A 22,376-nucleotide genomic window follows, 5' to 3' on the forward strand; every position below is an offset into this window, starting at 1 on the left:
CCGTCCATCCCTGGGTCCGTCAGGGGCGCGTCTATAGGGGTCTCGAAGGCGAGGATCGTTCCCGTTCCTTGCCAGAGAGTACCAAACGGGAAATCGTGCAGAGCGGGGCGTCGACTCCCGGCCGAGCGCAAGGTACAACAGCTGACTAAACCTGTAGTAGCGCTGTATTTAACGTATTTGGACGCGAGTTCAACTCTCGTCACCTCCACCACGAACAAAACAACCCGCCCGCCGGCACCCCAGCCGGTGGGTTTTTTCATTTCCGGCACCGCCCGCCCCCTAAGAAAAGAGTCATCGCGGAAACCGTTTAGCAAAACCGGACCATCTTCGTTATAGTAATGGGAGGGCAAAGAGTAAGCAGCGGAAGGGGGGACATATGTATCGAAGAACAATTCAAAGGCTTCTCTGTGCGTGCCTCATCGCGCTGCTTGGCCTTGTGACAGTGGGATGCATGCCACATTCAACAAGCTCGAACCTGTTGCCGCCGCAGGCGGACAACCCGTGCGACTACGACGAGATCGAGGTTTTCACCGCCGCCGTGGATGACCCCGCAGATGAGCATACGCTCTACAGCCGCCCCCTTAACTGGCGCAGTACCGGCGATAAGGGGACAAAGTGGTGCACGGTCGACCCGTCCATCGGCATCCTGCGGGTGGGCTGGGCTCACAACGCCGAATACCACGCAGGATGGGCGTACTTCATGCCTGGAGTGCCCAATTCGAAAATACTATCCCCATACGTATCGGCCCCGTTGTACGCCTGCGACGCCACCGGCAAAGTGGTCAAGATCATTGATCCTGCCACTCTTCCTGGCATCACGATGTACGATTTCTCCGTCTCGCCGGACGGGCGCTTTGTAGTGATTTACGACTCCAACAACACTCTCCTCCACCTCTGGTCCATCGAGCAGCAGAAGATCATCGCCTCATTCTATGCGGACGACAGCGAAGCTCCCGCGAGCGGCAAGAAGCAGAAGGAGCTCACACGGGCCCACCTCACCTGGGACAGTCCGCTGGGGTATGGCCATTGGCATGAGGTTGCCGCGAGTGGGCAACCGTCGAGCTACACCTATACGGCAGTGGCAATTGGAGACGAGCCGATGGGTGGGGTGGAATCCTATGCAGTGATTCAGTTCACGGGCGACGCGGCGAAGAACGCCACCATCAAGAGGTACCCTGTTTCAACCGGCGTCTATATTCTAGATCTTAGTCTGCAGATGCTCGACCCGGCGACGAACATGGTCGCCTACGACGATTATCCTCACTTCATCGAATATGGGAAAAAACTCTTTGACTTTGACCGTGCCCAGACGCCGACACACCTGTTCCTTTACAATGTCACGACCGGCACGAATACATGCATCGATGAGCTTCCCGCCTGCCACTTCTTGCCACAATGGACGGGAGCGGATACCCTGGAGTACAACGTCAGATCCGACCCTGTCGTCCGGACGGATCCCCCGTCCCCAGAGCCGCCGAACATCTACGTCTCGCGCAGGTACGTCAGTCTGCTGACACGGTCCGACTGCCTCCCTATCGTCTACTCGGTCACGTCGTCCGGAGGCGAGGAGGAGTACCACTACGCCATCATCGATCTCACCACGATGAAACTCTTCAAGGACACAGGGACACTTGCCACGTCCAAAACCGCCGGCGCCCTCAAGGGCTGGCTGTTCTTTCCCAAAAGAGCGCCGTGGCACCTCTACAGCGAATCGACAGAAGGGACAGCAATGGGACTGAAACCAGCTGCCGGGACGACGATCACTTCTACGACGTTCAAGGTGGGAAACAAACTCTATTCAGGAAACCAGAAGTTCACACCGTCTCAATCGCTCCTCGACGCAGTCACTGATATTTCTGGCGAGATAACAGATTCCGGGATCCTGCGCGTTATCGAATGTACGCCCTCATCCTCATCGAAGACCGGCATCCAGTGCGCTGTTGACAAAATTGAAGGCGAGAGCAAGGAGAAGCCCTGGTTCTACACCCGGTACACTTTTCTTTACAAGGGGACGACGGACTGCCAAATCGAGTTCCGGCAAAATCAAAAAAGCATCACGACGCTCTGCAGAAACCCTAAAGCAGGCGGTGCTCCAAGTATCATTGCCGACACACTTACCGACGTCAACAATCTGTTCGTCCCGGTGACACCAAAGTTCAACCCGGCATTTATAGGATGGTCGCCGGACAGCAAAACGACAACACCCACAACGCCTTTCTGAGCCCTGGTTGACCGCACAGGCTCCTGCAGGCACCTTAGGTGGTGCAATACGCAGGGGCACCCCAGCCGGTGGGCTTTTTCATTGTCGCCGATCGTGGCATCTCCGTCGTTCTGTTCCTGTCGTCCCCGCGCAGGCGGGGACCCACACGTCCAGCCAGAGATGGATTCCCTCATGCCGATTCTGCTGGGCAGGCGCACTTGAAAGTATCTGGAGTGACCTCCAAATACGTTGGTCCCTTCTTGAGAAACGCTGGTCTTGGCTTACTGATGAACCCAAGTTTTTCATAGAGTTTCCATGCTTTCTTGTTGTCTGGATGGGGGTCAACATACGCTTTCGTAGCCAGATCATTGCTGAGCACCTGGTCGATGACATTGCTGAAAGCATATGCAGCAATTCCTTTGCCCTGTGCCTTCGGCAAAAGCTTAATATCCAGTATTGCCAGATCATGTTCATGATCGATGTCGTAGAACGTTTCACCGCAATACCCGATGTTTTCAGCGTAAATACTGTAATGCCTGCGGAAGATATCTTGATTGACTCCATCCAACCATTTCTGGAGGCGCTCAATCGTAACGCCCAGACCCCTGGGAAAGCCGACATAGAACATTACTTGGCCGTTGTTCCATAGCTGCATGATATTTGGCAAGTCCGATTGATCAGTCTCTTTGATTCTGATTTTGCCTGTATACACTGAACCCTCCCGTCTTGTCCGACCGCATCTTGGTGCGCGCGATGGTCAGCTCAGAGTTCTCCCTTGAGGCCGATGGCTTCGGCCACCTCTCTCATGCCCGCAATGGTCTCTGTGATGACATAATCCAGATCCATGTTCAGCATAGCCGCGCCCTGTTCGATGACTTCCCTGTTCACACCGGCAGCAAACCCGTGAGCTTTATACTTCTTCATAACCGATTTCAGCTCAAGATCCAGTACACTTCTCGACGGTCTCATGATCGCGCAGGCAGTTATGAGACCTGTCAGCTCATCTATCGTGAAGAGAACCTTTTCCATAACATGTTCCGGCTTCACATCGCAGCACATGCCATACCCATGGCTCATGATCGCGTGGATGTATTCATCGTCAACGCCATGCTCAGTCAGGATCTCCCTGGCCTTGATGCAGTGCTGATCCGGGAACATCTGATAATCGATATCATGCATGAGTCCTACAGCTCCCCACTTTTCCTCATCCTCACCCAACAGGCGCGCGAAATGCCGCATCACGCCTTCGACCGTCAAAGCATGGGTAATGAGGGCAGGAGAATCATTGTACTTGCACAATAGTTTGTACGCTTCATCTCTGGTTGGTTTCAAGTTGCACTACTCCTTATCTAGATTCATTTGCATCTCGTCAAATCATACCAAGTGACGTGGGCGAAATCAACTGGTCAAGAGATGCGCCTCCTGGCTAATGCCTTCGGTAGCCCTGTGACTTGTGCAAGAGTTGCCTGCCGCTGTAGATAGCCAGAGACTCTTAGACAAGACTCTACGTTGGGCATGAGTTGACCTGAGAGGCCGGTCTAGCGTGCAGTCCCAAAAACAGGAGCAGATTCGAAGCTGGCATGAGTGAGACCGGAAGCGGCCGCCATGAAGTACCCAGGTGACAACAAATAACACTGTACATTGACAAACTGTGAAGGATACCTAACATAGTCATGCGCGCCGCGCCGTGACAAGCAAGGTGTCAGGTGTCTGTCGCGTGGTCGAGTACGGAGGGCGGATTCGTAGTTGACTGGTCGGAAGATCAGGGGGCGGGCGTAGTCAAACCACGGTCTAGCATTGGCTACAATGCATCGCATGTCTCTTGGTAACCCATCTACAAGATCGTGCCTTGTCACAAGACGGAGGGCAATCGCAATGATAGAGGTAGAGATTATCTGCATCAACAAAGATGGCGGATACCATCAGAATCCCTATGAAGCTGTTGCTTACTACGGTTGGAGGGACACGACTGGGCAGACCAGTCGCTACGACCGGCAGACGATGGTCGATTGGGTCGAGAAGGGCAATCGAGCCTATGTGAAGGGTTCCAGTACTAAGGTCTACTGCAGGGTTGTGGTCAGTCCACACGGTACGAAGTTCCTGCAGACCTACGCAGATGACAGAGAGACAAACAACCTGCTTTCGTTGGGTGAATGCCCGACTAGGTAGACAGGAGTACTGAATCCTGCTGTCTTTTCATCGAAGGTTCTACAGTTGCCATAGAGCAGAGGTTTGAGCCGGTATCGTGGACTGTAACACACCGGGACGCACTGACAGAGTCGCACTAGTGTTTGAGCAGCGTGTTCCAGGAATGGCGATTGTGTTTGTCTGCGAGTTGCGCGTAGGCGGGGGTATGTGAGATGACAATGGATGCACTGGTTAGGCAGAGGTTCTGCGAACTGGACAAGAGAGCAAGTCAAGAGGTCCTAGTAGCGCACCCCGACGGTAGTGTGAGCGTGGATGGCGAGACTTGCCACGGCTGGGCAACGAGTGTGCTAAGCTTGTTCCAGCGAGTCTTTGGCGAGGATAGCGTGCACTACAGGCTGTTCTCCGAACAGTATGCGAAGTTCCTTGGATACGTATGGGAATTCGAGGCGTGCAGAGGAGTCTTTCGTGCCGCCAAGGAGGACTACGAAGAGGGCTACCTGTTCAATGTTCGATCGTTGATCAAGGCAGAGTTGCTATCTGACGATGTCCTCGACCAGGCAAAGACGCTGCTTGCGAGTGGGTATAAGGATCTTGCCTGCATTCTCGCGGGGGTCGCGCTGGAGGCGACGCTCAAGGAAATGTGCGGGAGAAGTGGAATACAGCTCGGCAAGTCCGACAGAATGAACGCGGACCTATGCAATGCAGACAAGTACAACATGGCCAAGCAGAAGCAGATCACAGCATGGATAGACTTGCGCAACAAGGCAGCCCACGGCGACTGGGGTGCATACAATTTGACAGATGTAAACGCCCTCGTGGTTGGAGTGGAGCACTTCGTTGCGGACTTCCTGTAATCACGAGAGCTGACCGAAAGGTGTGTCGCGGATCATGGATGGATTTGTCCGATCCAGATGGTAAGAATGCACCATCTATGGCAAACCGCTATTGTGTCTCAAGTCACAACTGGTGTAAGGGAGGTCTGTGCAAACGCCTAATTGACTGACATGTGCCCTTTGGGAGCATTGGGCCATGTTACCACGTGAGCCATCGCACGAAACTATTCCTGAAATTCTCGGCAGCATTCTGGTCCAGGTAGTATCTCTCTCCAGGACACGCCCGGAGGACGCCGTATCGTGACAGCTTGTGCACGACGAGCCAACCCTGACCAAACCCGCCAAATCTGACGAATGGATTGATGAGACTGTTGATCTCGTCTAGGGGGAGAGCGGTTTCTGGGCTGACGATGCCCTGGTCTTCAAGTACGTTCAGGTACGCGCTCTGGAGGAAATAGAAGCCGGATCCATTCGTCGAATACGCCATTTCTGACCCCCTTGATCGTTCCATTCATACTGTAGCGCGAACGAGACCGGATGGTAGCAGGGAGTGCCTTGTGTTTGCCAGCCTGCACAGTATACTTGCCTCTCCAACACAGAAAGGGCACCTGGAGGAAGCACATGCCTGAAGCACTCCGTCAAGGAATCGAAATATGGTTTGACATCGGCTATCTCGTCACGGTCTGGACAGTCGTCGTTCTCATGTTCCTGCGTCGTGGAAGGGTGGCGGGCAAGAATCGTGCGGTCGCCACGCGCGTTCTCTGGGCGTTCGTCCTGCTGGGACTGGGGGATGCCGGGCATGTCGGGTTCCGCGTGTTCGCCTATCTGAACGGCGGGCTGGCACAGCACACGGCCCTCGTTGGGATCGGCACGTTTGCGACGGCAGTCACCGTGACGTTCTTCTACATGGTCATGCTGGACGCATGGCGCATTCGCTTCCATAAGACCTTCGACTGGTTTGCATGGACGCTCGTCGCCATGGGTGTCGTGCGCCTGGGGCTCATGCTCCCTGCAGTCAACCAATGGACCGCCGTCGTTTCCCCCATGCCGTGGAGCATCATCCGGAATATTCCACTCACGATCCAGGGGCTGGGTCTCGTGTATCTGCTGTTCCGCGATTCCGCTCGCGCAAAGGACAGGACGTTCAACCTTATCGCCTGGATGATCGTGATTTCGTTTGCCTGTTACATCCCCGTCATTCTGTTTGCGCCAACCCACGAGCTGGTCGGCATGCTGATGATCCCCAAGACGTGCGCGTACCTGGCCGTCGAGTTCATCGCCTACAACGCGCTGTTCAGGGGAAAACCCCGAAAGAAGAAAGCCAGACAGGCCTGACCGTTACCCATTGCACATTTGTGCGCCCCTAGCCGTATGACTGGGGGCGTTTTTCGTCTACTCTTGGAAGCCAATGGGCGCTGTTCGGGATGTATATCGGCAGTACACGCCGACAAACAAGGTTGACAATTAGGTGGCGCAACATATCTTGGAGAGTACTCCGATATGGATGAAATGCGTATGCATCCGGGGGCAGCAGCGACATGGTTTCCGGCTGTCGGACAACCGCTCGATTTTTCTGGTTGTCCGTTAAGCTGGAGCAGCAGGCGCTATGAGGCAGGAGGGCGAGTACTTGTGAGTAAGAAGAAAGCAGAGACCAAATCGGCCGATCTGGACATTGGAAGCCTGTCCAGCTACCTCTGGGAGGCAGCCTGTATTCTCCGTGGCCCCGTCGATGCGGCCGATTTCAAGACCTACATCTTCCCTTTCCTGTTCTTCAAGCGTATCTCCGACGTCTATGACGAGGAGTACTCCGCTGCCAGCAAGGAATCTCCGGAGGATCCCGAGTACGCGCAATTCCCCGAGAATCACCGCTTTCAGATTCCAGAGAACTGCCACTGGCAGGACGTACGTGCCAAGACCACGAGCGTCGGCCACGCATTGCAGACCGCTATGCGCGGGATTGAACAGGCCAACCCGGATACACTACATGGGATCTTCGGTGACGCTCAGTGGACCAACACGGATCGTCTCTCCGACGCCTTGCTCAAGGACCTGATCGAGCACTTCTCCAGCCGCACGCTGGACAACGCGCATTGCAAGGCCGAGATCATGGGCCAGGCCTACGAGTACCTTATCAAGAAGTTCGCTGACCTGACCAATAAGAAGGCCGGCGAGTTCTATACACCACGCCCAGTCGTGCGTCTCATGGTCCGTATCCTCGCTCCCAAGGCGGGAGAAACGGCATATGATCCTGCCGGTGGCACGGGTGGCATGCTGCTTGAGGTGCTTCACGACGTCCAGGAGCATGGTGGCGACCCCAACCTCATGCTGGGAAAGCTCTATGGCCAGGAGAAGAACCTGACGACGTCCTCTATCGCCCGCATGAACCTTTACCTCCATGGGGCTGAGGATTTTCACATCGAACGTGGCGACACGCTGAGGCGTCCAGCCTTCTACTCCGGGGACAGTCTCGCGCAGTTCGACTGCGTCATCGCCAATCCCCCTTTCTCGCTCGAAGATTGGGGCGATGACCTTTGGGCCAACGATCCCTATGGACGCAGCTTCGCCGGGCTCCCTCCCGCCAAGAACGGCGACTTTGCCTGGGTACAGCACATGATCAAGTCCATGGCGCCCAAGACAGGTCGCATGGCCGTCGTCCTGCCGCATGGTGTCCTCTTCCGGATGGGCAAGGAGGGCGAGATCCGGCGCAAGATCCTGGAGATGGATATGCTCGAGGCCATCATTGGCCTTGGCCCAAATCTCTTCTACGGCGCCACGCTTGCGGCCTGCATCTTGGTGTTCCGTGAGACCAAGCCCAAAGAGCATCGCAACAAGGTACTTTTTATCGATGCATCACATGAGTTCAAGACCGGCCGCGCACAGAATGAGCTGTTGCCCGAACATGTCGACACGATCTACGGCTGGTACGACGGATACAAGAATGTCGAGGGCGTATGCCGCGTGGTGCCGCTCGACGAGATCCGCGCCAATGACTACAACCTCAACATTCCTCGCTATGTCGATTCGGTGACAGAGGAAGATACGATGACCGTGGACCAGGCTCTGGTCAATCTGAAGGAGTCACTAACAGCAGCATATGCCGCTGAAGATCATTTGCTCGAGCTGTTGAAGCGGGAAGGCCTGGCACAATGAACGGGAACATGGTCTCACAGTCTGAACTCGAATCCTACCTCTGGGGAGCAGCGACCCTCCTGCGTGGCTTTATCGACGCCGGCGACTACAAGCAGTTCATCTTCCCTCTCCTCTTCTACAAGCGTCTCTGCGACGTGTACGACGAGGAAGTGGCACGTGCACTCCAAGAATCTGGTGGTGACAAGGACTATGCTGTGCTGCCCGAGCAGCACCACTTCTGCATCCCGGAGGGAGCGCACTGGAACGCTGTTCGCACCAAGGTAAAGGACGTGGGTAAAGCCATCCAGGATGCACTGCGTGACATCGAGAAGGCGAATCCCGATGCCCTCTCTGGCATCTTCGGCGATGCGCAATGGACCAACAAGGACCGACTTCCGGACTCTATGCTGCGGGAGCTCATTGAGCACTTCTCATCCTTGACGCTCTCCCTGGCCAACTGCCCCGAGGATGAACTGGGTGTCGGCTATGAGTTCCTAATCAAGAAGTTTGCAGACGACTCTGGTCACACAGCAGCCGAGTTCTACACCAACCGTACCGTCGTGCATCTTATGACCGAGATGCTTGAACCTGCACCCGGCGAGGCGGTCTACGATCCGACCAGTGGCTCAGCGGGCATGCTCCTCTCAACAGCGACCCACCTCAAGAAGCAGGGCAAGGAGTGGCGCAACCTCCATCTCTACGGCCAGGAGCTCAATCTTCTCACCTCTGCCATCGGGCGCATGAACCTTTTCCTTCATGGCATAGAGGACTTTCACATCGTACGCGGCGACACGCTCGCACATCCTGCCTTCGTGCAGGGCGACCAGCTCATGCGGTTCGACATCGTGCTGGCCAATCCTCCGTACTCGGTCAAGCAGTGGGACCGTGATGCATGGTCGGCGGATCCATGGGGACGCAACATCTATGGCACCCCACCGCAAGGCCGCGCAGACTATGCCTTTCTGCAGCACATCATTCAGAGCCTCAAGCCCAAGTCGGGCAGATGTGCCATCCTCTTCCCACATGGCGTGTTGTTCCGCAACGAGGAGCAGGCCATGCGCGAGAAGCTCATTGCTCATGATGTAGTGGAGTGTGTAATTGGCCTAGGTCCCAACCTCTTCTACAACTCGCCCATGGAAGCCTGTATCCTAGTCTGCCGCATGAACAAGCCCAAGGAGCGACGCGGCAAGATCCTTTTCATCAACGCGGTCAACGAGGTTACGCGGGAGCGGTCGCAGAGTTTCCTCACCGACGAGCATATCGAGCACATCGTGAGTGCCTACAGGGGTTTCAAGGATGTCGAAGGGTTCGCCAACGTGGCGAGCATCGATGAAATCCGAAAGAGGGAGTGCAAGCTGAGCATCCCGCTGTACGTTCAGGCAGTCAACGGAGGCACTGCCGACGTTCCTGGTGACGACGACCTGAAGCAAGCTATTGCGGAATGGCAGAGGAGTTCTGGTGTGCTGCGAGAGTCGATGAAGAACCTGCTTGACGTTCTGGGGGAGGGGCAAAACGGTGACTAGGATCCCGTTCTCGCAAGAGGACCTCGACGAGATATTCAGATTCTCACGGACAAGACAGGGTTGTCTCTTTTCGAGAGAGAATAGTACTCTCGAGTTCAAGGAGTCATTTGGGTGGCAGGGTCTATCAATGTACCTCAAGACATGTGCCGCATTTGCCAATGCGAAAGGCGGGTACTTAGTTTTCGGGGTCACAAATAAGCGCCATCGCCCCGTTGGGCTGTCAGGAACGAGCCTGCAACTGTTCCAAGACATTGATCCCGAGAAGATGACGCAGAGCTTCAACGATCATTTCTCTCCAGAGATTGCGTGGGAGATCCAGGAGTACGAACTACAAGGCAAGACCATTGGACTGATGTTCGTCCATGAGTCAAGTGACAAGCCGGTAATGTGCATCAAGAACCTGGGGCAGGACCTGCACGAATCTGATGTCTATTATCGTTACCGGGCTCGATCAGAGCGGATCAAGTATCCCGAACTGAAGGAAATCTTGGAGACCAGGAGGGCAAATGAGGAAAGGCTCTGGATGAATCATCTTGAGAACATCTCGCGGATAGGCGTACACGACGCGGGAGTATTCGACCTTCATTCCGGCCAGGTCACGGAGTCTGGAGGATCGTTTCTTATCGAGGAGTCGTTGCTAGGAGAACTGTCCTTCATTAAGGAGGACGAGTTCTCAGAGGTCAGAGGCAAACCAACGCTAAGGCTCGTGGGCAGCGTAGAACCCATAGGGACACCGGCTGCGAGGATAGCAGGGGGAGCTAGGGTGGTGACGAAAGGAATCCACGCCAGCGACATTGTGCTTGCCTTCCTTGACCAGAAAGCCGTTTCGGAGCCCATGGAGTTCATTAGGTCGATTTGTTCTGAAAGTACCGCCTTCCTGCCGGTGTTCTATTACATGAGCAAAGCGGGACTGGACTGGTCAAAGACCGTTGAGATGCTCGATGGCGTGGTATGCCGGTCGAGCTCGAGAACGAAGCTTATTGAGCGTTTGGAGACAGATAGGTCAAAGCGTTTACCACTTTCCACTAGCGAACACCCTGCGACCAGGACGAAGTACGCCATTGCCGATAGCCTACGCAGAGAAGAAGTCACAGACGATACCTCCGGGGGAAACCTTGAGCTCTGTTTGCAGGCGATGAGAAGTCTTTCCAGCGAAGACGTCAAATTCCACTCCGAGTATCTTCGACGGCTGCTGAAAGCTTGGTTCCTTAGGCACTACAGCTCTGCGACTGAAACGATGGCGGACCACATGCGGAGGACCATTTGCGGGGTGGATGAGGCTCTGTACGATGGAGGCAACGCGTGAACGAGCGCAAACTGAAACCCGGCTGGAAGATGGTGAGGTTCGGGGGCATTGCTCAGAACATCGTGGAGCGGATCGATCCAGCGAACGCAAGGACCGATGTCTACGTTGGCCTCGAGCATCTCGATCCAACGACACTTCACCTGCGGCGGTGGGGTCATCCCCGAGATGTCTCTGGGGAGAAACTTGTCTTCCAGAAAGGCGACACCATCTTCGGCAAGAGACGTGCCTATCAGCGTAAGCTGGCACTCGCCGAGTTCGATGGCATCTGCTCGGCGCATGCCATGGTACTGCGGCCACATCTGAAGCTGGTTCTCCCTGAGTTCTTTCCATTCTTCCTTCAATCGAATGCATTCATGGACCGGGCTGTCGAGATCTCCGTTGGCTCATTGTCGCCTACTATCAACTGGGGAACTCTCCGCGACCAGGAATTCGCCCTCCCGCCCATCGAGGAACAGAAGCGCATCGCCGAGATCCTCTGGGCGGCAGACAAAGCAGAGGAGCGATATCTCGCTGTCATTGCGAAGGTTGATACATTACAGCGATCGTACATCTCAGACATTGTTTCCGATCACTCCTATCCCTCAATTCCCCTTAATGAAGTCGTCAACACACTGAATGGCTATGCATTCAAGAGTAAGAACTACACCAGGAATGGAATTCGGATCATTCGAATCAACAACGTTCAAAAAGGTTCCGTCGTCGACGGCGATTCCAAGTTCTATCCGAACCTTGACAGTGAGAATCTTCATCGATATGCCCTTCGCGAAAAGGACTTGCTGGTTTCTCTGACCGGCAATGTTGGTCGTGTTGGTCGAATGCCTGAAAGTCTATTGCCAGCAGCCCTCAACCAACGTGTTGCCTGCCTCCGCAGTAGGAATCAGCGAATCGACATGGACTTTCTTTTCTGGTTACTGAACTATGGTCCTTTTGAGAAGGATTGTATTGGTCATTCGAATGGGTCAGCTCAGAAGAATCTGAGTACTGTTTGGCTTGGCCAGTATGGCATTCTCCTTCCGACAATTGAGAAACAGAGATCGCTGTCAGTTGTACTTGAACAGCTTGAACACAGCGTAGCCAAGCTCAAACTGCAAATCAAAGCATTCAGGACGATTGGGTCAGCTCTCATGAAACAGACCATTGAAAACGCAGGAGGCGACGATGTTTAGCGAAGAAGACACTGTTGAACAGCTAGTCGTAGATACGCTCTCCAAGGGAGCTGTCGGGGGTAAGATCGGGGAAAACGGAGCGCTCTACGGGGGCGGCAAAGTGGCCTGGCGCTACGTTGTAGCCGAGGCGTTGCCTCGACAGCACTCTGACGTGCTCGTGGACTCCATGGTCCGCGAGGCGCTTATCCGCCTGAATCCTGCAATCAAGCTTCAGCCGGACCGAGCTGACGAGGTGTTGTACCGGCTTCGTGCTATCTTCCTGAGCGTCCAAGGTGAGGGCCTCGTGCATGCCAACGAGCTGTTCGCGGAGTGGCTACAAGGGGACAAGACTATGCCTTTCGGTGAGCGGGGCGACTACGTGCCCATCCGGCTCATCGACTTCGACAACCTTGCCAATAACGACTATGTCGTCACCAACCAGTGGGTTTATCCGACGCAGGAGGGCGGGCGCCGCTTCGACATCGTACTGCTCGTGAATGGTATTCCACTGGTTATTGGTGAGGCCAAGACCCCGGTGCGCCCGGCAGTCACGTGGGTGGACGGTGCCAGCGACATTCACGACGGGTATGAAAAGAGCGTTCCACAGATGTTCGTGCCCAACGTGCTGTCGTTTGCGACTGAGGGCAAGTGCTACCGCTATGGCTCTGTGCGCATGCCCATCACCATCTGGGGGCCATGGCACGAGGGTGAGAATGCGGCTGAAGGAACGCTGGCCGACGTCCAGCGCTCCGTAGATGCGATGCTTCAACCGCGCGTGCTGATCGATATCCTGCAGAACTTCACCCTGTTTGCGACCGACAAGCAGCACCGGAGCATCAAGATCATCTGTCGCTACCAACAGTACCAGGCAGCCAATCTTATCGTCGACCGTGTCGTGAAGGGCTCCCCCAAGAAGGGGTTGATCTGGCACTTCCAGGGTTCGGGCAAGTCGCTGCTCATGGTGTTTGCAGCACAGAAGCTGCGCATGGATGAGCGTTTACAGAACCCGACAGTCATCATCGTTGTCGATCGCATCGACCTCGACACGCAGATCACAGCGACCTTTAATGCTGCAGACATACGCAACATGATTGGTGCCTCGTCACGTGAGGAGCTCCAGCACTTGCTTGCAGTTGATACCCGTAAGATCATCATCACGACGATCCACAAGTTCGCCGAGGCCGAGAGCCGTCTCAATGACCGCTCCAACATTATCGTGATGGTCGATGAGGCACACCGCACACAGGAGGGGGACTTGGGACGCAAGATGCGCGCAGCACTCCCCAACGCCTTCCTCTTCGGTCTCACGGGTACCCCAATCAATAAACGTGACCACAACACGTACTGGGCCTTTGGCGCCGATGAGGACGAGCACGGGTACATGAGCCGGTATTCGTTTCAGGACTCCATTCGCGACAAGGCGACTCTCCCACTGTATTTCGAAGCTGTGGAAGTGCGACTGCACATTGACCAGGTGGCAATCGACGAGGCGTATGCTCAACTGACCGACAATCTGACCGAGGAGGAGCGCGACGACCTGACCAAGCGGGCTGCCAAGATGGCCGTGCTCATCAAGTCACCAGTTCGCGTCGACGCAATCTGCAAGCACATCGTGGACCATTTCCAGAGCAAAGTGGAGCCCAATGGGTTCAAGGCTCAGGTGGTGACCTTCGACCGTGAGTGCTGTGTCCTTTACAAGCATGTCCTGGATGAGCTGATCAGCCCCGACGCCAGCGCCATCGTCATGAGTATTCAAGGCGACAAGGGCGACGAGTATGCACGGTGGAAGCTCTCCAAGGACGCGGAAGCGAAGCTGCTTGACCGATTTCGTGATCCGACGGATCCGCTCAAGATCCTGATCGTCACCTCCAAGCTGCTCACGGGTTTTGATGCCCCCATCCTCCAGGCGATGTACCTGGACAAACCGATGCGTGATCACAACCTCTTGCAGGCAATCTGCCGGACCAACCGCCCGTTTCCCAACAAGACGCACGGGCTGATCGTGGACTACCTTGGCATCTTCGATGACGTCGCGCGCGCGCTGGACTTCGATGAGAAAGCGGTCCAGAGAGTGATTGAGAATCTGGACCAGCTCAAGAAGCAGATGCCTGACCAGGTTGCCAAGTGCCTCTTATTCTTCCCTGGTGTTGATCGCACGGTGGGAGGGTATGAGGGACTCATTGCAGCCCAGGATTGCCTGCCGGACAATAAGGCACGCGACGCGTTCGCCGCCGAGTACTCGGTCCTCTCCACGCTCTGGGAAGCACTGTCTCCTGACCCTTGTCTGACGCTCTATGAGACAGACTACAAATGGCTCAGCAGGGTCTATGAATCGGTGAAGCCAAGCAGTGGCAATGGCAAGCTCCTCTGGCACGCGCTAGGGGCAAAGACGATCGAGTTGGTCCACGAAAACGTCCAGATTGAGACCGTCCGCGACGATCTTGATACGCTCGTGATGGATCCTGAAGTCCTCCAGAGCATTCTGAACAGCAAGGATCCAGATGCCAAGTCTAAGGAGCTCCACATCAAGCTCGTTGCCCGGTTACGCCTCCACAAAGACGACCCCAGATTCATTGCGTTAGGTGAGCGCCTGGAGAAGCTCAGAGAGAAACACGAGAAGGGACTGATCAATAGCATCGAGTTCCTCAAGGAAATGCTTGCGATCGCCAAGGATACCGTGAAGACCGAGAAACAAGTGGATCCTGTCGACGAACAAGCCAAAGCCAAGGCAGCTCTGACCGAGCTGTTCGCGTCCGTCAAGACCGCCAAGACACCGGTGATGATTGAGCGCATTGTGACTGACATCGACGAGATCGTCCGGCACGTTCGCTTTCGCGGATGGCAAACCACCAAACGGGGAGAACGTGAAGTCCAGAAAGCCCTTCGTCACGTCCTTTACGTGAAATACGAGATGAAGGACCAGGATCTCTTCGACAAGGCCTATGGATACATCGAGCAGTACTACTAGGGGCAGTATGCGCCTTCTATCCGGCAGATGAGTGATTCTTCTGTTGGGTAGTGACCGCGTGCGCGGAATGGACCTGAAGGCTCTGAGCTGGCATTGCACCCGATTGGGCCTTGCTGTGAGACGGAACTGACTAGGAGGATAGCTCATGGACGCTGAGAAGCGGTATCAGGTTTTCGTCAGTAGCACCTACTTGGACCTCGTGGAAGAGCGTCAGGAGGTCATGCATGCGCTTCTGGAGCTGGACTGTATGCCTTCCGGAATGGAACTACTCCCGGCCGCAAACGAGACTCAGTGGTCGCTTATCAAGAAAGTCATTGACGACTGTGACTACTACATCGTCATCGTGGCTGGCCGATATGGATCCATAGGACCGGAAGGCCTGAGCTATACCGAGATGGAGTATCGCTACGCAGCAAGTCAGGCGAAGCCAATCATAGCATTCGTGCACAGGGATCCAGGGAAGATTCTGTCAGAGAACTGTGAAACGACGGACGATGGCAAGCGCAGGCTGGCCGATTTCAGAACACTCGTTGAGCAGAAACTGTGCAAGCAGTGGTCTTCCGCGGCGGAGCTTGGGTCCGTAGTGAGTCGGAGCCTCATACAGCTGATGAGGTCAACCCAGGCGGTCGGCTGGGTTCGGGCAGATGAACTCCCTGACAAGAATGCAGCGTTGGAGCTCCTGAAGCTTCGGCATCAAGTCGATGAGCTCGAGGCTGAGCTCGCACGCGCACGCGTTACGCCGCCAAGAGGCACCGAGGACCTTGCGCATGGTGACGAGATCAGAGAGCTCCACTACAGTTTTCGTGACTGGAATCAGCCATACGAGCGCGGGGGCCACAGCGATACGTTTCCCGCTACATGGAATGGACTATTCCGTGCCATTGCCCCGGCAATGATCAACGAAGCATCAGAACAGAGTCTGATGCACATTCTTGACTCATTCGTTGCGGAAGCGAATCGAGCGCGACTTGAGAAACGTGAGGATTTCCTGGGGCATGAGCTTTCCCTGTTTAGTCTCAACATGGAGGATTTCCAGACTATCAAAGTCCAGCTCCGAGCTCTGGGTTTGATCGCCAAGAGTGCCAAGCCGCACGGAGTCAAGGATACCGACACATACTGGACACTCACTCCATACGGCGACGAGATGATGACTCGACTTCGGGCCATAAGGCGAACCCCTCCCACAGGACTGGAGGTGGATTCAGGGTCGACCGGCTGAACTGGCAGCACCTAGATTCTCTCTCCGGAGCGCAGGGGACCGTCGCTACACTTATTCCCTGGTGCCACGTCCCCAACCGGTTCACAAGACAGGAATCGCTGCTTCCCGGAGAGGGCTCGAGACATGACCACCCTAGAAGCTGTTATTGGCGCTGCCGACAAGTTATCGATGCCAAGTAGGCCCTTCCCCAACCTCGGGCGAGAAGGCTCCGACTCCTCCATCTCATGCGCTTAGTTGTTGACGGATGGTCTACGCACGGGGCAATGGCAACTAGCAGAATCATCCGAGCTGAGACGCCAATCGAGGTAGGGACCGTCGTACTCGAGAAGTCGCAGGATCACACGGTCTAACAGCGACTCCAAGAAGAAGTACTCCTTCTTGTTTCCCTCCCAGCCGTGTACGAACGGACAGTTGTCACCTGGCGGGACTTTTGATGACCAGAACTGACCGTCATGAGCCAGCGAGTTCCGACAGCTGGCGAAGACCTTCCGGTCCTCTCTGCTGATTTCCAGACCTACTCCGCTGAACAGCCGCTCAAGGATCTCCTCAAAGGGTCTTCTGCTCAGCTCTGTTACTCTGCCAGCGATTCTGTTAGCGCGGCTCGCATCCACGCGATGGCTGCGGAGCGCTTCTTTGACCGCGGTCTTGAGTGTAGCCCGGCATGCACGTAGTTCGTCAGGTGACAGGATCATGTCGAACTCCTCGGCAGAAGTGGCACGAAGGTGAGCGTGTGCCAGCATCTCCATAGTGATCACGAGCTTCAGAGCTTTCATGTTGAGGAAGTCACTATCTGCCTTGGCGTCCAAATACGCGTCGAGGATGCCCAGATCGAGTCCGTAGGAGGGGCGCTTTGTGATGTATGCGGGAAAAGCCGTTTCGATGAAACGCTGCATCACGGTACCATCGTCCGCTGTTGACCCGATGACCTGTGACACTGAGTAGTTCGCCGCGATTCGTCCAACGTGCTGGGTCGAGAAGACCCGTTGGTTCTCGTCAGCCAAGTGGCGATATACCCACTGCACTCTTGTTCCCTTGGCAATTGAGAGCACACGGCACAGGTCCGAGGCCAGATCATCGGCGGCGGCGAGCGGCAGACTTGGACTAAGCCTTAGCCTCAACTCCGCCGTCGGAACAGCTCCGTGAACAGCCCGAAGGTTGCTCTCTTGGGTACTGTAGTCTGGGCGACGGACCAGCCAAGCCTTACACACGCAGTCAGACGCGTGTAACTCCAGGGGAATCGACAGGACACCCTGTGACTCATCCCACGCATACCCCTCGGTCCCCCAGAAGGTGAAGTTCACAAGTCCATAGGAGACGTTCGCGAGATCAGCGGGAAGTGGATGTGAGTCGACGACAATTAAACTTGGGAGCACTAGTGTCCGCAGGGAAATACCCTGCTGGGATGTCCACCGAAGACCGTTCGACTCGATACGAAGGCGTCCGCCCGTCGCAAACTGCAGTCCCGTGTCTGTCTCCCCCACGAATGAATCTAGGCCAGTACCAGCGTTCAAGTCAAGGTGAATCTCCTGGCAAGCCAGAACGACTCGGCCGCCGGAACACTGTCCAGCCCAGAAAGGAATGCTGGCCGATTCACGTCCGTCGTGATAGTGAAAATGGCCTTGCCCCGAATACGTCGAGATGAATGATCCATATCGTTGTGCTTCTTCAGGTGCAGTCACCGCAGTGCCTCCAAGGTTTGTCCGGCGCATGTGCGCGTATTACTGCCAGGTGATTCGAGCGCGAGTAAGAGGATCTGGTTGGCGTGCGAGAGGCGGCGGCATTCTGCAGCAGCTCGCCTCCCTGTGCGCTTCGCACTTGCTGCCAGGAAGAGAATTCCTCGGGGGGCAGGTGCTCCGACCTGGACCCGCTCACCCTCCGCTGCTGATCGTTCAGCCCGCGTCAACGCTGATTGGCAGGCCTTTGGCTCTGTCAACTGTCTTCGGGCTGCTGAACAGACACGTCAAAGCTGCTCCACGTCTGTACCAAAAGCCACCCAGGCTTTGAGTAGTAGGTCCACGTCATCGTCCTGCGGCAAGACCTTGTGCCATCCACGTTTGCCATCGATCGCCTCATTGAGGGCAGAGACGAGACTGCTGTTCTTGCCGAAGAGTTCGTGAAGCCGACTGCGGTCGTCAGCTGACCCGTTCACATGCGAAGCGACGAAAGCCGGAGTCGGAGGCAGGATCGAGCGGATCGCGAGTACCCTAACAGCCGCCTCAGCGAGGACGGTCGGCGTTTCAATCCTCATTGTGCTTTCCTGAGTGTCACCCGTCCAGAACTCCCAGCTTGGGAAGCCACTCTCCGCCACACTCTGCGAGGCGCTATAGGCGCGCATGAAGTCGGTCGAGTTGCTCAACACTTCCAACCCGACGTCTTCAAGGGATAGTGCCATCGGCTTGCCCTGAGAACGGGCGCTATCCAGCGCAAAACCAAGAACGGCGAAGCGTATTGCAGTGCCCCTGCCTCGTACAAACGAAGAGAGCAGGTCAGATGCGCCTGGAAGCGATATTGGCTTCCGCCCACGCATCTCGTCGAGTGAGGGCACTTGAGTCATCAGCGAGGATTTCGGAGCGGAGTAGGCGCCCGTCGCGCCCCGGAGCGAGTCAATAACCAACTGTGTCGTCATTCCATCAGTGCAGACGGCGCGGAGGAGCCAGAGAAACGTAGAGAGCAGCGCATCAGTTTCATCGACAAGCCAGGAGAAGTGGTCCTGCCAGGCATTGCCCTCAGAAAGCTCACGCGGGACACCGAACAGGAGATACTCCAGGTTACGCATGTCGAAGCCTCGAAGTTCATCTCTCAGTGGCGACGCTGACCCACTAGGCGCTGTCCTCCACATTTCGGCCGCCTGCCGTCCCATGAGGCTGCAGCATTTCCCGAACGGCACACGGACTCGGTGTCGTTGTGATTGCAGTGCAAGTGCGTGCGGTAGCGGGACAAGGACGTGCATTACTGCCTTGTGAACAGCGGTGCACCCATAGCGAGAGATCTCATACAGCGTTTCGATGAAATCATCGAGCTCCTTCCATGAGTCATCATTCTCAGCACGTCTTGCCATTCTGGTCTGGTCGCCCCGCGCTGAGGGTACGTCACGCAGGGTGGAGTCTGACAGAGACTTTTCGAACTCTGCCTCAAAAGACTCCCGTGCCACCCTAGCCTCCCAGATAGAGTTCGTGTCAATACAGCGCAAGGTTCGGTCGCGCAGTGCGTCCTGCTCGGCCCCCACATCTGCAGCAAACGATTGCGCCTCATCCCGGATGATGAAGCATCGACTCAAGCGGGTCTCCGCATAAGCCGGTAGGGTGCCACCAGAGAGATGGGGAGTAGCAATCCCCGCAAGGGCCTCACCTATCTCAACGTCCTGACCGGGTCTTCGGAAGAACGTGATGATGGTCTGCGTGTCTGCTTCTGCCTGCCCAGAGGATGGGACGGGGGCGTCTAAGGCAGGGGTTTCAAGTTGGGCTACCAGAGTTCCGTTCGACAACAGGCTCTCCAGGAAGGCTTCAAGCTGTTCCACGTTCACCTTCTGGATACGACCGGCCCGTCGCGCATGGATGAGGGAAGAGGATTTGGTGTGAGCAGCATCCGCAAAAGGGTAATACTTGGTGCCCAGGCGCTCGAGGTGGTCAGCAATCCAGTCGTTGAAGCCCCGATCGGCAACACGGTATCGAGCGCCAGCAGCGACGACGAAGGCGTATCTCCGTGTGAGGAGAGTCACGTAGCTTTTCGAGTACGCCCGTGGGCTCAGAAGAATCGAAATCGTACGAGTGAGCATATTGAGCAGCAAAGCTACGCTGAGAAGTGTGCCGATTGCCGCGGCTAATTGCCTCAAATGGACGCCAAACGCCCCGAGCGTTAGGAGCCACAGCAGCAGCAAAGTAAGTACTTCCTGGGTAAGACTAGTTCGCAGAAGCAGCCGGAGGCGCATAGTGTCCGATGCTGACGTTGCTGCCAGGAATATGAACACGGAACCGGCGATGCCCAACATCGCTGCCTGGCATGTGACTGCCAGCGTCAACTGGCTGGTCGACAGATTCAGGATGGCATACGACAATTGGATTGCTCTTCCCTTTCCTAAGGACAAGAACAGAGTGTCTAGCTGGCCACTCGGTGTAAGGCGGAGAAGCGATGGCAGTGCTCCGACCAGAGCCACGACCAGCAAGCACTTGGCAATGATCGCCAGTGCAGTGGGATCCTCCGGGCGTATGTAACGCGTCAGGTTCTTCTGGGCTGCCCTTCTTCTAGCAATGGCCTGACTGGATACGTCAGCAGAATTCTTCATTCAGAGGCTCTGACAAGAACGAGCTCAGCCTTGCAGGCTGAGATAACGGCCGGATCCTGACGGGGCTCCACACCACCAAAACACTCTGACAGACCATACGTCCCCCAATTGCTGCAACCAGAAGCAAGCTCCGACAATAGGCTATCCGAATGCATGAACAAAGCAACTGCATACGCTCTGACCGCAGAGGTGAAGGAAGATGTACCGCTGTCCTTGTGGAAGGCTCTTTGTGCCAGGATTGCGGCATCACTTAGTGCAGGATCCCCAATAACCTCGCGCCATGGCGACCGCCATCGTTGGTCCCACCCGATTCCGGCAACCTGGATTTGAATAGTGGAGAGGCTGGCGTGCTTGTGGCAATCGCATGCACGAGCTGCCCGACTCAGTTATGCAAGCTCTATCTCAGCAATGACCAGTGCGTGATCACTGCCAGCCCGGACAGCTTCTTCGTACAGGTAGCAGACGTCCGTTACGCTGATGCTGGGCGAGACGCGGATGCTGTCATAGCGGCAGCGCAGGTATTTCCCTCTCCGCCCGCGGTGGTACGAGTCGGCAAGAGGCCCGTTGGGGTAGTACTGTACCCGGCGCTTCAGGTCTACAAGGTCGGCGGCCCCGATCCAACGACCCTGTCGACCACCACAACCTCCCACTCCTCTGGAGGGCTGACTGACCGCGAACGCTTTGTACGGGCGTCATATCGGTGTGCAGCAAGGGCCGCAGAAGCAAGAAGCTGGTTCACAATGGCTTCTTGAGTTTCTTTACCTTTCCCAGGTTACCACTCCTGATGACTTGGGATTCTACGTTTATGTTCTCGGTCCCACCCCTTGACTTTTTATTCGTCATTTGTAGAATCAAGGTGCAAGTAATTCTACAGTTGTAGAAAGAAGGGAGATATGAGCAGCAGGAAGAAGATAAAGCGTCTGCCGGATTCGGAACTTGAGATCATGATGATCCTCTGGGAGGCGGACAGGCCCGTCACGTCGGCGTACGTGTGCGAGCAACTGAAAGACAAACGGGAATGGAAGGTCACGTCTGTTCTGACATTCCTTGCGCGGCTGGCGGAGAAAGGGTTTGTTTCGAGCACGCGACAGGGGAAGGTCAATATCTATACAGCTGTCGTCAGCGAGCAGGAATATCTTGAAAGTGAAAGCAAGTCCTTTCTGGAGAAGCTGTACGGCAACTCTCTTACCACCTTCGTTTCTGCGCTCTACAAGAGCAACGCGATCAACGATGACGATCTTGCGGAGCTTCAGCAGTTTATTGATAAGGCAACCGGAGGAGCGTAGCGTATGTTGCAGCGTATCTTCAGCGACATCATCGAAGTCGCACTGATCACCTCGGGCGTCATTGCCATCCTGCTGCTTCTGCTGCCGTTTCTGCGTCGGCACTATACTGCGCGGTGGCGTTCCTGGGTCTGGCTTCTGGTGGCAGTGCGCCTGCTGATCCCCTTTAACCCGTCGCTGCCGCAGGCGCCGATCCAGCTTGCGGCACCTGCACAGCATGTGACGGTGAACGTGCCGGCCCGGGAAACAACGGTGCTTCCTCCACAAATGGGCAACCCAGTGAGCTCTCCAGTGGCAACACCTGTGCCCGTAATGCGGGCGACGGTACCACTCACAACGA

17 protein-coding genes, 1 other RNA gene and 1 pseudogene (1 of these 19 running past the window's edge) are annotated in these 22,376 nt (G+C 55.7%); 13 read left to right on the plus strand and 6 right to left on the minus strand.

Annotation, left to right across the window (positions count from 1 at the left end; genetic code table 11):
• Both ssrA and SMC1_RS07065 read left to right on the plus strand, forming a co-directional pair.
• Positions 1-211: a transfer-messenger RNA gene (gene ssrA, locus SMC1_RS07060) on the plus strand (it extends 126 nt beyond the left edge of the window).
• 165 nt (positions 212-376) lie between these two features.
• Positions 377-2,221, plus strand: a complete 1,845-nt coding sequence (locus SMC1_RS07065; RefSeq protein WP_119086072.1) for a hypothetical protein — start codon at positions 377-379, stop codon at positions 2,219-2,221.
• Between the two features lie 169 nt (positions 2,222-2,390).
• On the opposite strand, the gene SMC1_RS07070 is transcribed toward SMC1_RS07065, so the two are convergent.
• Together SMC1_RS07070 and SMC1_RS07075 are read right to left on the minus strand one after the other, a co-directional pair.
• Positions 2,391-2,912, minus strand: coding sequence for a GNAT family N-acetyltransferase (locus SMC1_RS07070; protein WP_119086073.1), 522 nt, complete (start codon positions 2,910-2,912; stop codon positions 2,391-2,393).
• Between the two features lie 50 nt (positions 2,913-2,962).
• On the minus strand, positions 2,963-3,532 hold the full coding sequence (locus SMC1_RS07075) for an HDIG domain-containing metalloprotein (RefSeq protein WP_119086074.1): 570 nt from the start codon (positions 3,530-3,532) through the stop codon (positions 2,963-2,965).
• A gap of 543 nt (positions 3,533-4,075) precedes the next feature.
• Between SMC1_RS07075 and SMC1_RS07080 the strand changes: the two genes are divergently transcribed.
• Both SMC1_RS07080 and SMC1_RS07085 read left to right on the plus strand, forming a co-directional pair.
• Positions 4,076-4,369, plus strand: coding sequence for a DUF3892 domain-containing protein (locus SMC1_RS07080; protein ID WP_165849304.1), 294 nt, complete (start codon positions 4,076-4,078; stop codon positions 4,367-4,369).
• A 197-nt stretch (positions 4,370-4,566) separates the two neighbouring features.
• Complete coding sequence (locus SMC1_RS07085; RefSeq protein ID WP_119086076.1) at positions 4,567-5,202, plus strand: DUF4145 domain-containing protein; 636 nt, start codon at positions 4,567-4,569, stop codon at positions 5,200-5,202.
• Between the two features lie 178 nt (positions 5,203-5,380).
• Here SMC1_RS07085 and SMC1_RS07090 read toward each other — a convergent pair whose 3' ends face one another.
• On the minus strand, positions 5,381-5,668 hold the full coding sequence (locus SMC1_RS07090) for a hypothetical protein (RefSeq protein WP_119086077.1): 288 nt from the start codon (positions 5,666-5,668) through the stop codon (positions 5,381-5,383).
• 134 nt (positions 5,669-5,802) lie between these two features.
• Here SMC1_RS07090 and SMC1_RS07095 point away from each other — a divergent pair, with 134 nt between their 5' ends.
• From SMC1_RS07095 to SMC1_RS07125, 7 genes are all read left to right on the plus strand, one after another.
• Positions 5,803-6,516, plus strand: a complete 714-nt coding sequence (locus tag SMC1_RS07095; protein ID WP_119086078.1) for a hypothetical protein — start codon at positions 5,803-5,805, stop codon at positions 6,514-6,516.
• A 294-nt stretch (positions 6,517-6,810) separates the two neighbouring features.
• On the plus strand, positions 6,811-8,331 hold the full coding sequence (locus tag SMC1_RS07100) for a type I restriction-modification system subunit M (RefSeq protein WP_207799347.1): 1,521 nt from the start codon (positions 6,811-6,813) through the stop codon (positions 8,329-8,331).
• 8 nt (positions 8,332-8,339) lie between these two features.
• The gene (locus tag SMC1_RS07105) at positions 8,340-9,833 is read left to right on the plus strand and encodes a class I SAM-dependent DNA methyltransferase (RefSeq protein ID WP_119086097.1); all 1,494 of its coding nucleotides are present in this window, start codon (positions 8,340-8,342) and stop codon (positions 9,831-9,833) included.
• Positions 9,826-11,139, plus strand: a complete 1,314-nt coding sequence (locus SMC1_RS07110; protein WP_165849305.1) for an ATP-binding protein — start codon at positions 9,826-9,828, stop codon at positions 11,137-11,139. The genes SMC1_RS07105 and SMC1_RS07110 overlap by 8 nt, the downstream gene beginning before the upstream one ends.
• The gene (locus tag SMC1_RS10625; protein WP_165849306.1) at positions 11,136-12,305 is read left to right on the plus strand and encodes a restriction endonuclease subunit S; all 1,170 of its coding nucleotides are present in this window, start codon (positions 11,136-11,138) and stop codon (positions 12,303-12,305) included. Before SMC1_RS07110 ends, SMC1_RS10625 begins: the two co-directional genes overlap by 4 nt.
• Positions 12,298-15,252 (plus strand): type I restriction endonuclease subunit R, encoded by a 2,955-nt coding sequence (locus SMC1_RS07120; RefSeq protein ID WP_119086080.1) that lies wholly within the window; start codon positions 12,298-12,300, stop codon positions 15,250-15,252. Before SMC1_RS10625 ends, SMC1_RS07120 begins: the two co-directional genes overlap by 8 nt.
• Before the next feature lie 145 nt (positions 15,253-15,397).
• Positions 15,398-16,471 carry a DUF4062 domain-containing protein gene (locus tag SMC1_RS07125; RefSeq protein WP_119086081.1) on the plus strand — a complete coding sequence of 358 codons (1,074 nt, stop codon included), beginning with the start codon at positions 15,398-15,400 and terminating at the stop codon, positions 16,469-16,471.
• A gap of 230 nt (positions 16,472-16,701) precedes the next feature.
• On the opposite strand, the gene SMC1_RS07130 is transcribed toward SMC1_RS07125, so the two are convergent.
• The 3 genes from SMC1_RS07130 to SMC1_RS07140 form a co-directional block, all read right to left on the minus strand.
• Entirely contained in the window at positions 16,702-18,150 is a 1,449-nt protein-coding gene (locus tag SMC1_RS07130) for a hypothetical protein (protein ID WP_119086082.1), read from the minus strand.
• A gap of 281 nt (positions 18,151-18,431) precedes the next feature.
• Complete coding sequence (locus SMC1_RS07135) at positions 18,432-20,753, minus strand: hypothetical protein (RefSeq protein ID WP_119086083.1); 2,322 nt, start codon at positions 20,751-20,753, stop codon at positions 18,432-18,434.
• Between the two features lie 386 nt (positions 20,754-21,139).
• Complete coding sequence (locus tag SMC1_RS07140; protein ID WP_119086084.1) at positions 21,140-21,403, minus strand: hypothetical protein; 264 nt, start codon at positions 21,401-21,403, stop codon at positions 21,140-21,142.
• Positions 21,404-21,646: 243 nt separating this feature from the next.
• Here SMC1_RS07140 and SMC1_RS07145 point away from each other — a divergent pair, with 243 nt between their 5' ends.
• Both SMC1_RS07145 and SMC1_RS10630 read left to right on the plus strand, forming a co-directional pair.
• The gene (locus SMC1_RS07145; RefSeq protein WP_119086085.1) at positions 21,647-22,039 is read left to right on the plus strand and encodes a BlaI/MecI/CopY family transcriptional regulator; all 393 of its coding nucleotides are present in this window, start codon (positions 21,647-21,649) and stop codon (positions 22,037-22,039) included.
• Between the two features lie 3 nt (positions 22,040-22,042).
• Positions 22,043-22,376: pseudogene (locus SMC1_RS10630) on the plus strand (hypothetical protein); the annotation flags it as partial.

Source organism: Candidatus Cryosericum septentrionale, from assembly GCF_003570995.1.
Lineage (GTDB): Bacteria > Caldisericota > Caldisericia > Cryosericales > Cryosericaceae > Cryosericum > Cryosericum septentrionale.

Bases quoted from the DNA above. Each gene is read 5' to 3' on its own strand.
- SMC1_RS07090 (WP_119086077.1), bottom strand. From the start codon at position 5,668: ATGGCGTATTCGACGAATGGATCCGGCTTCTATTTCCTCCAGAGCGCG.
- SMC1_RS07080 (WP_165849304.1), top strand. From the start codon at position 4,076: ATGATAGAGGTAGAGATTATCTGCATCAACAAAGATGGCGGATACCAT.
- SMC1_RS07145 (WP_119086085.1), top strand. From the start codon at position 21,647: ATGAGCAGCAGGAAGAAGATAAAGCGTCTGCCGGATTCGGAACTTGAG.
- SMC1_RS07085 (WP_119086076.1), top strand. From the start codon at position 4,567: ATGGATGCACTGGTTAGGCAGAGGTTCTGCGAACTGGACAAGAGAGCA.
- SMC1_RS07065 (WP_119086072.1), top strand. From the start codon at position 377: ATGTATCGAAGAACAATTCAAAGGCTTCTCTGTGCGTGCCTCATCGCG.
- SMC1_RS07095 (WP_119086078.1), top strand. From the start codon at position 5,803: ATGCCTGAAGCACTCCGTCAAGGAATCGAAATATGGTTTGACATCGGC.
- SMC1_RS07120 (WP_119086080.1), top strand. From the start codon at position 12,298: ATGTTTAGCGAAGAAGACACTGTTGAACAGCTAGTCGTAGATACGCTC.
- SMC1_RS07135 (WP_119086083.1), bottom strand. From the start codon at position 20,753: ATGAAGAATTCTGCTGACGTATCCAGTCAGGCCATTGCTAGAAGAAGG.
- SMC1_RS07105 (WP_119086097.1), top strand. From the start codon at position 8,340: ATGGTCTCACAGTCTGAACTCGAATCCTACCTCTGGGGAGCAGCGACC.
- SMC1_RS07125 (WP_119086081.1), top strand. From the start codon at position 15,398: ATGGACGCTGAGAAGCGGTATCAGGTTTTCGTCAGTAGCACCTACTTG.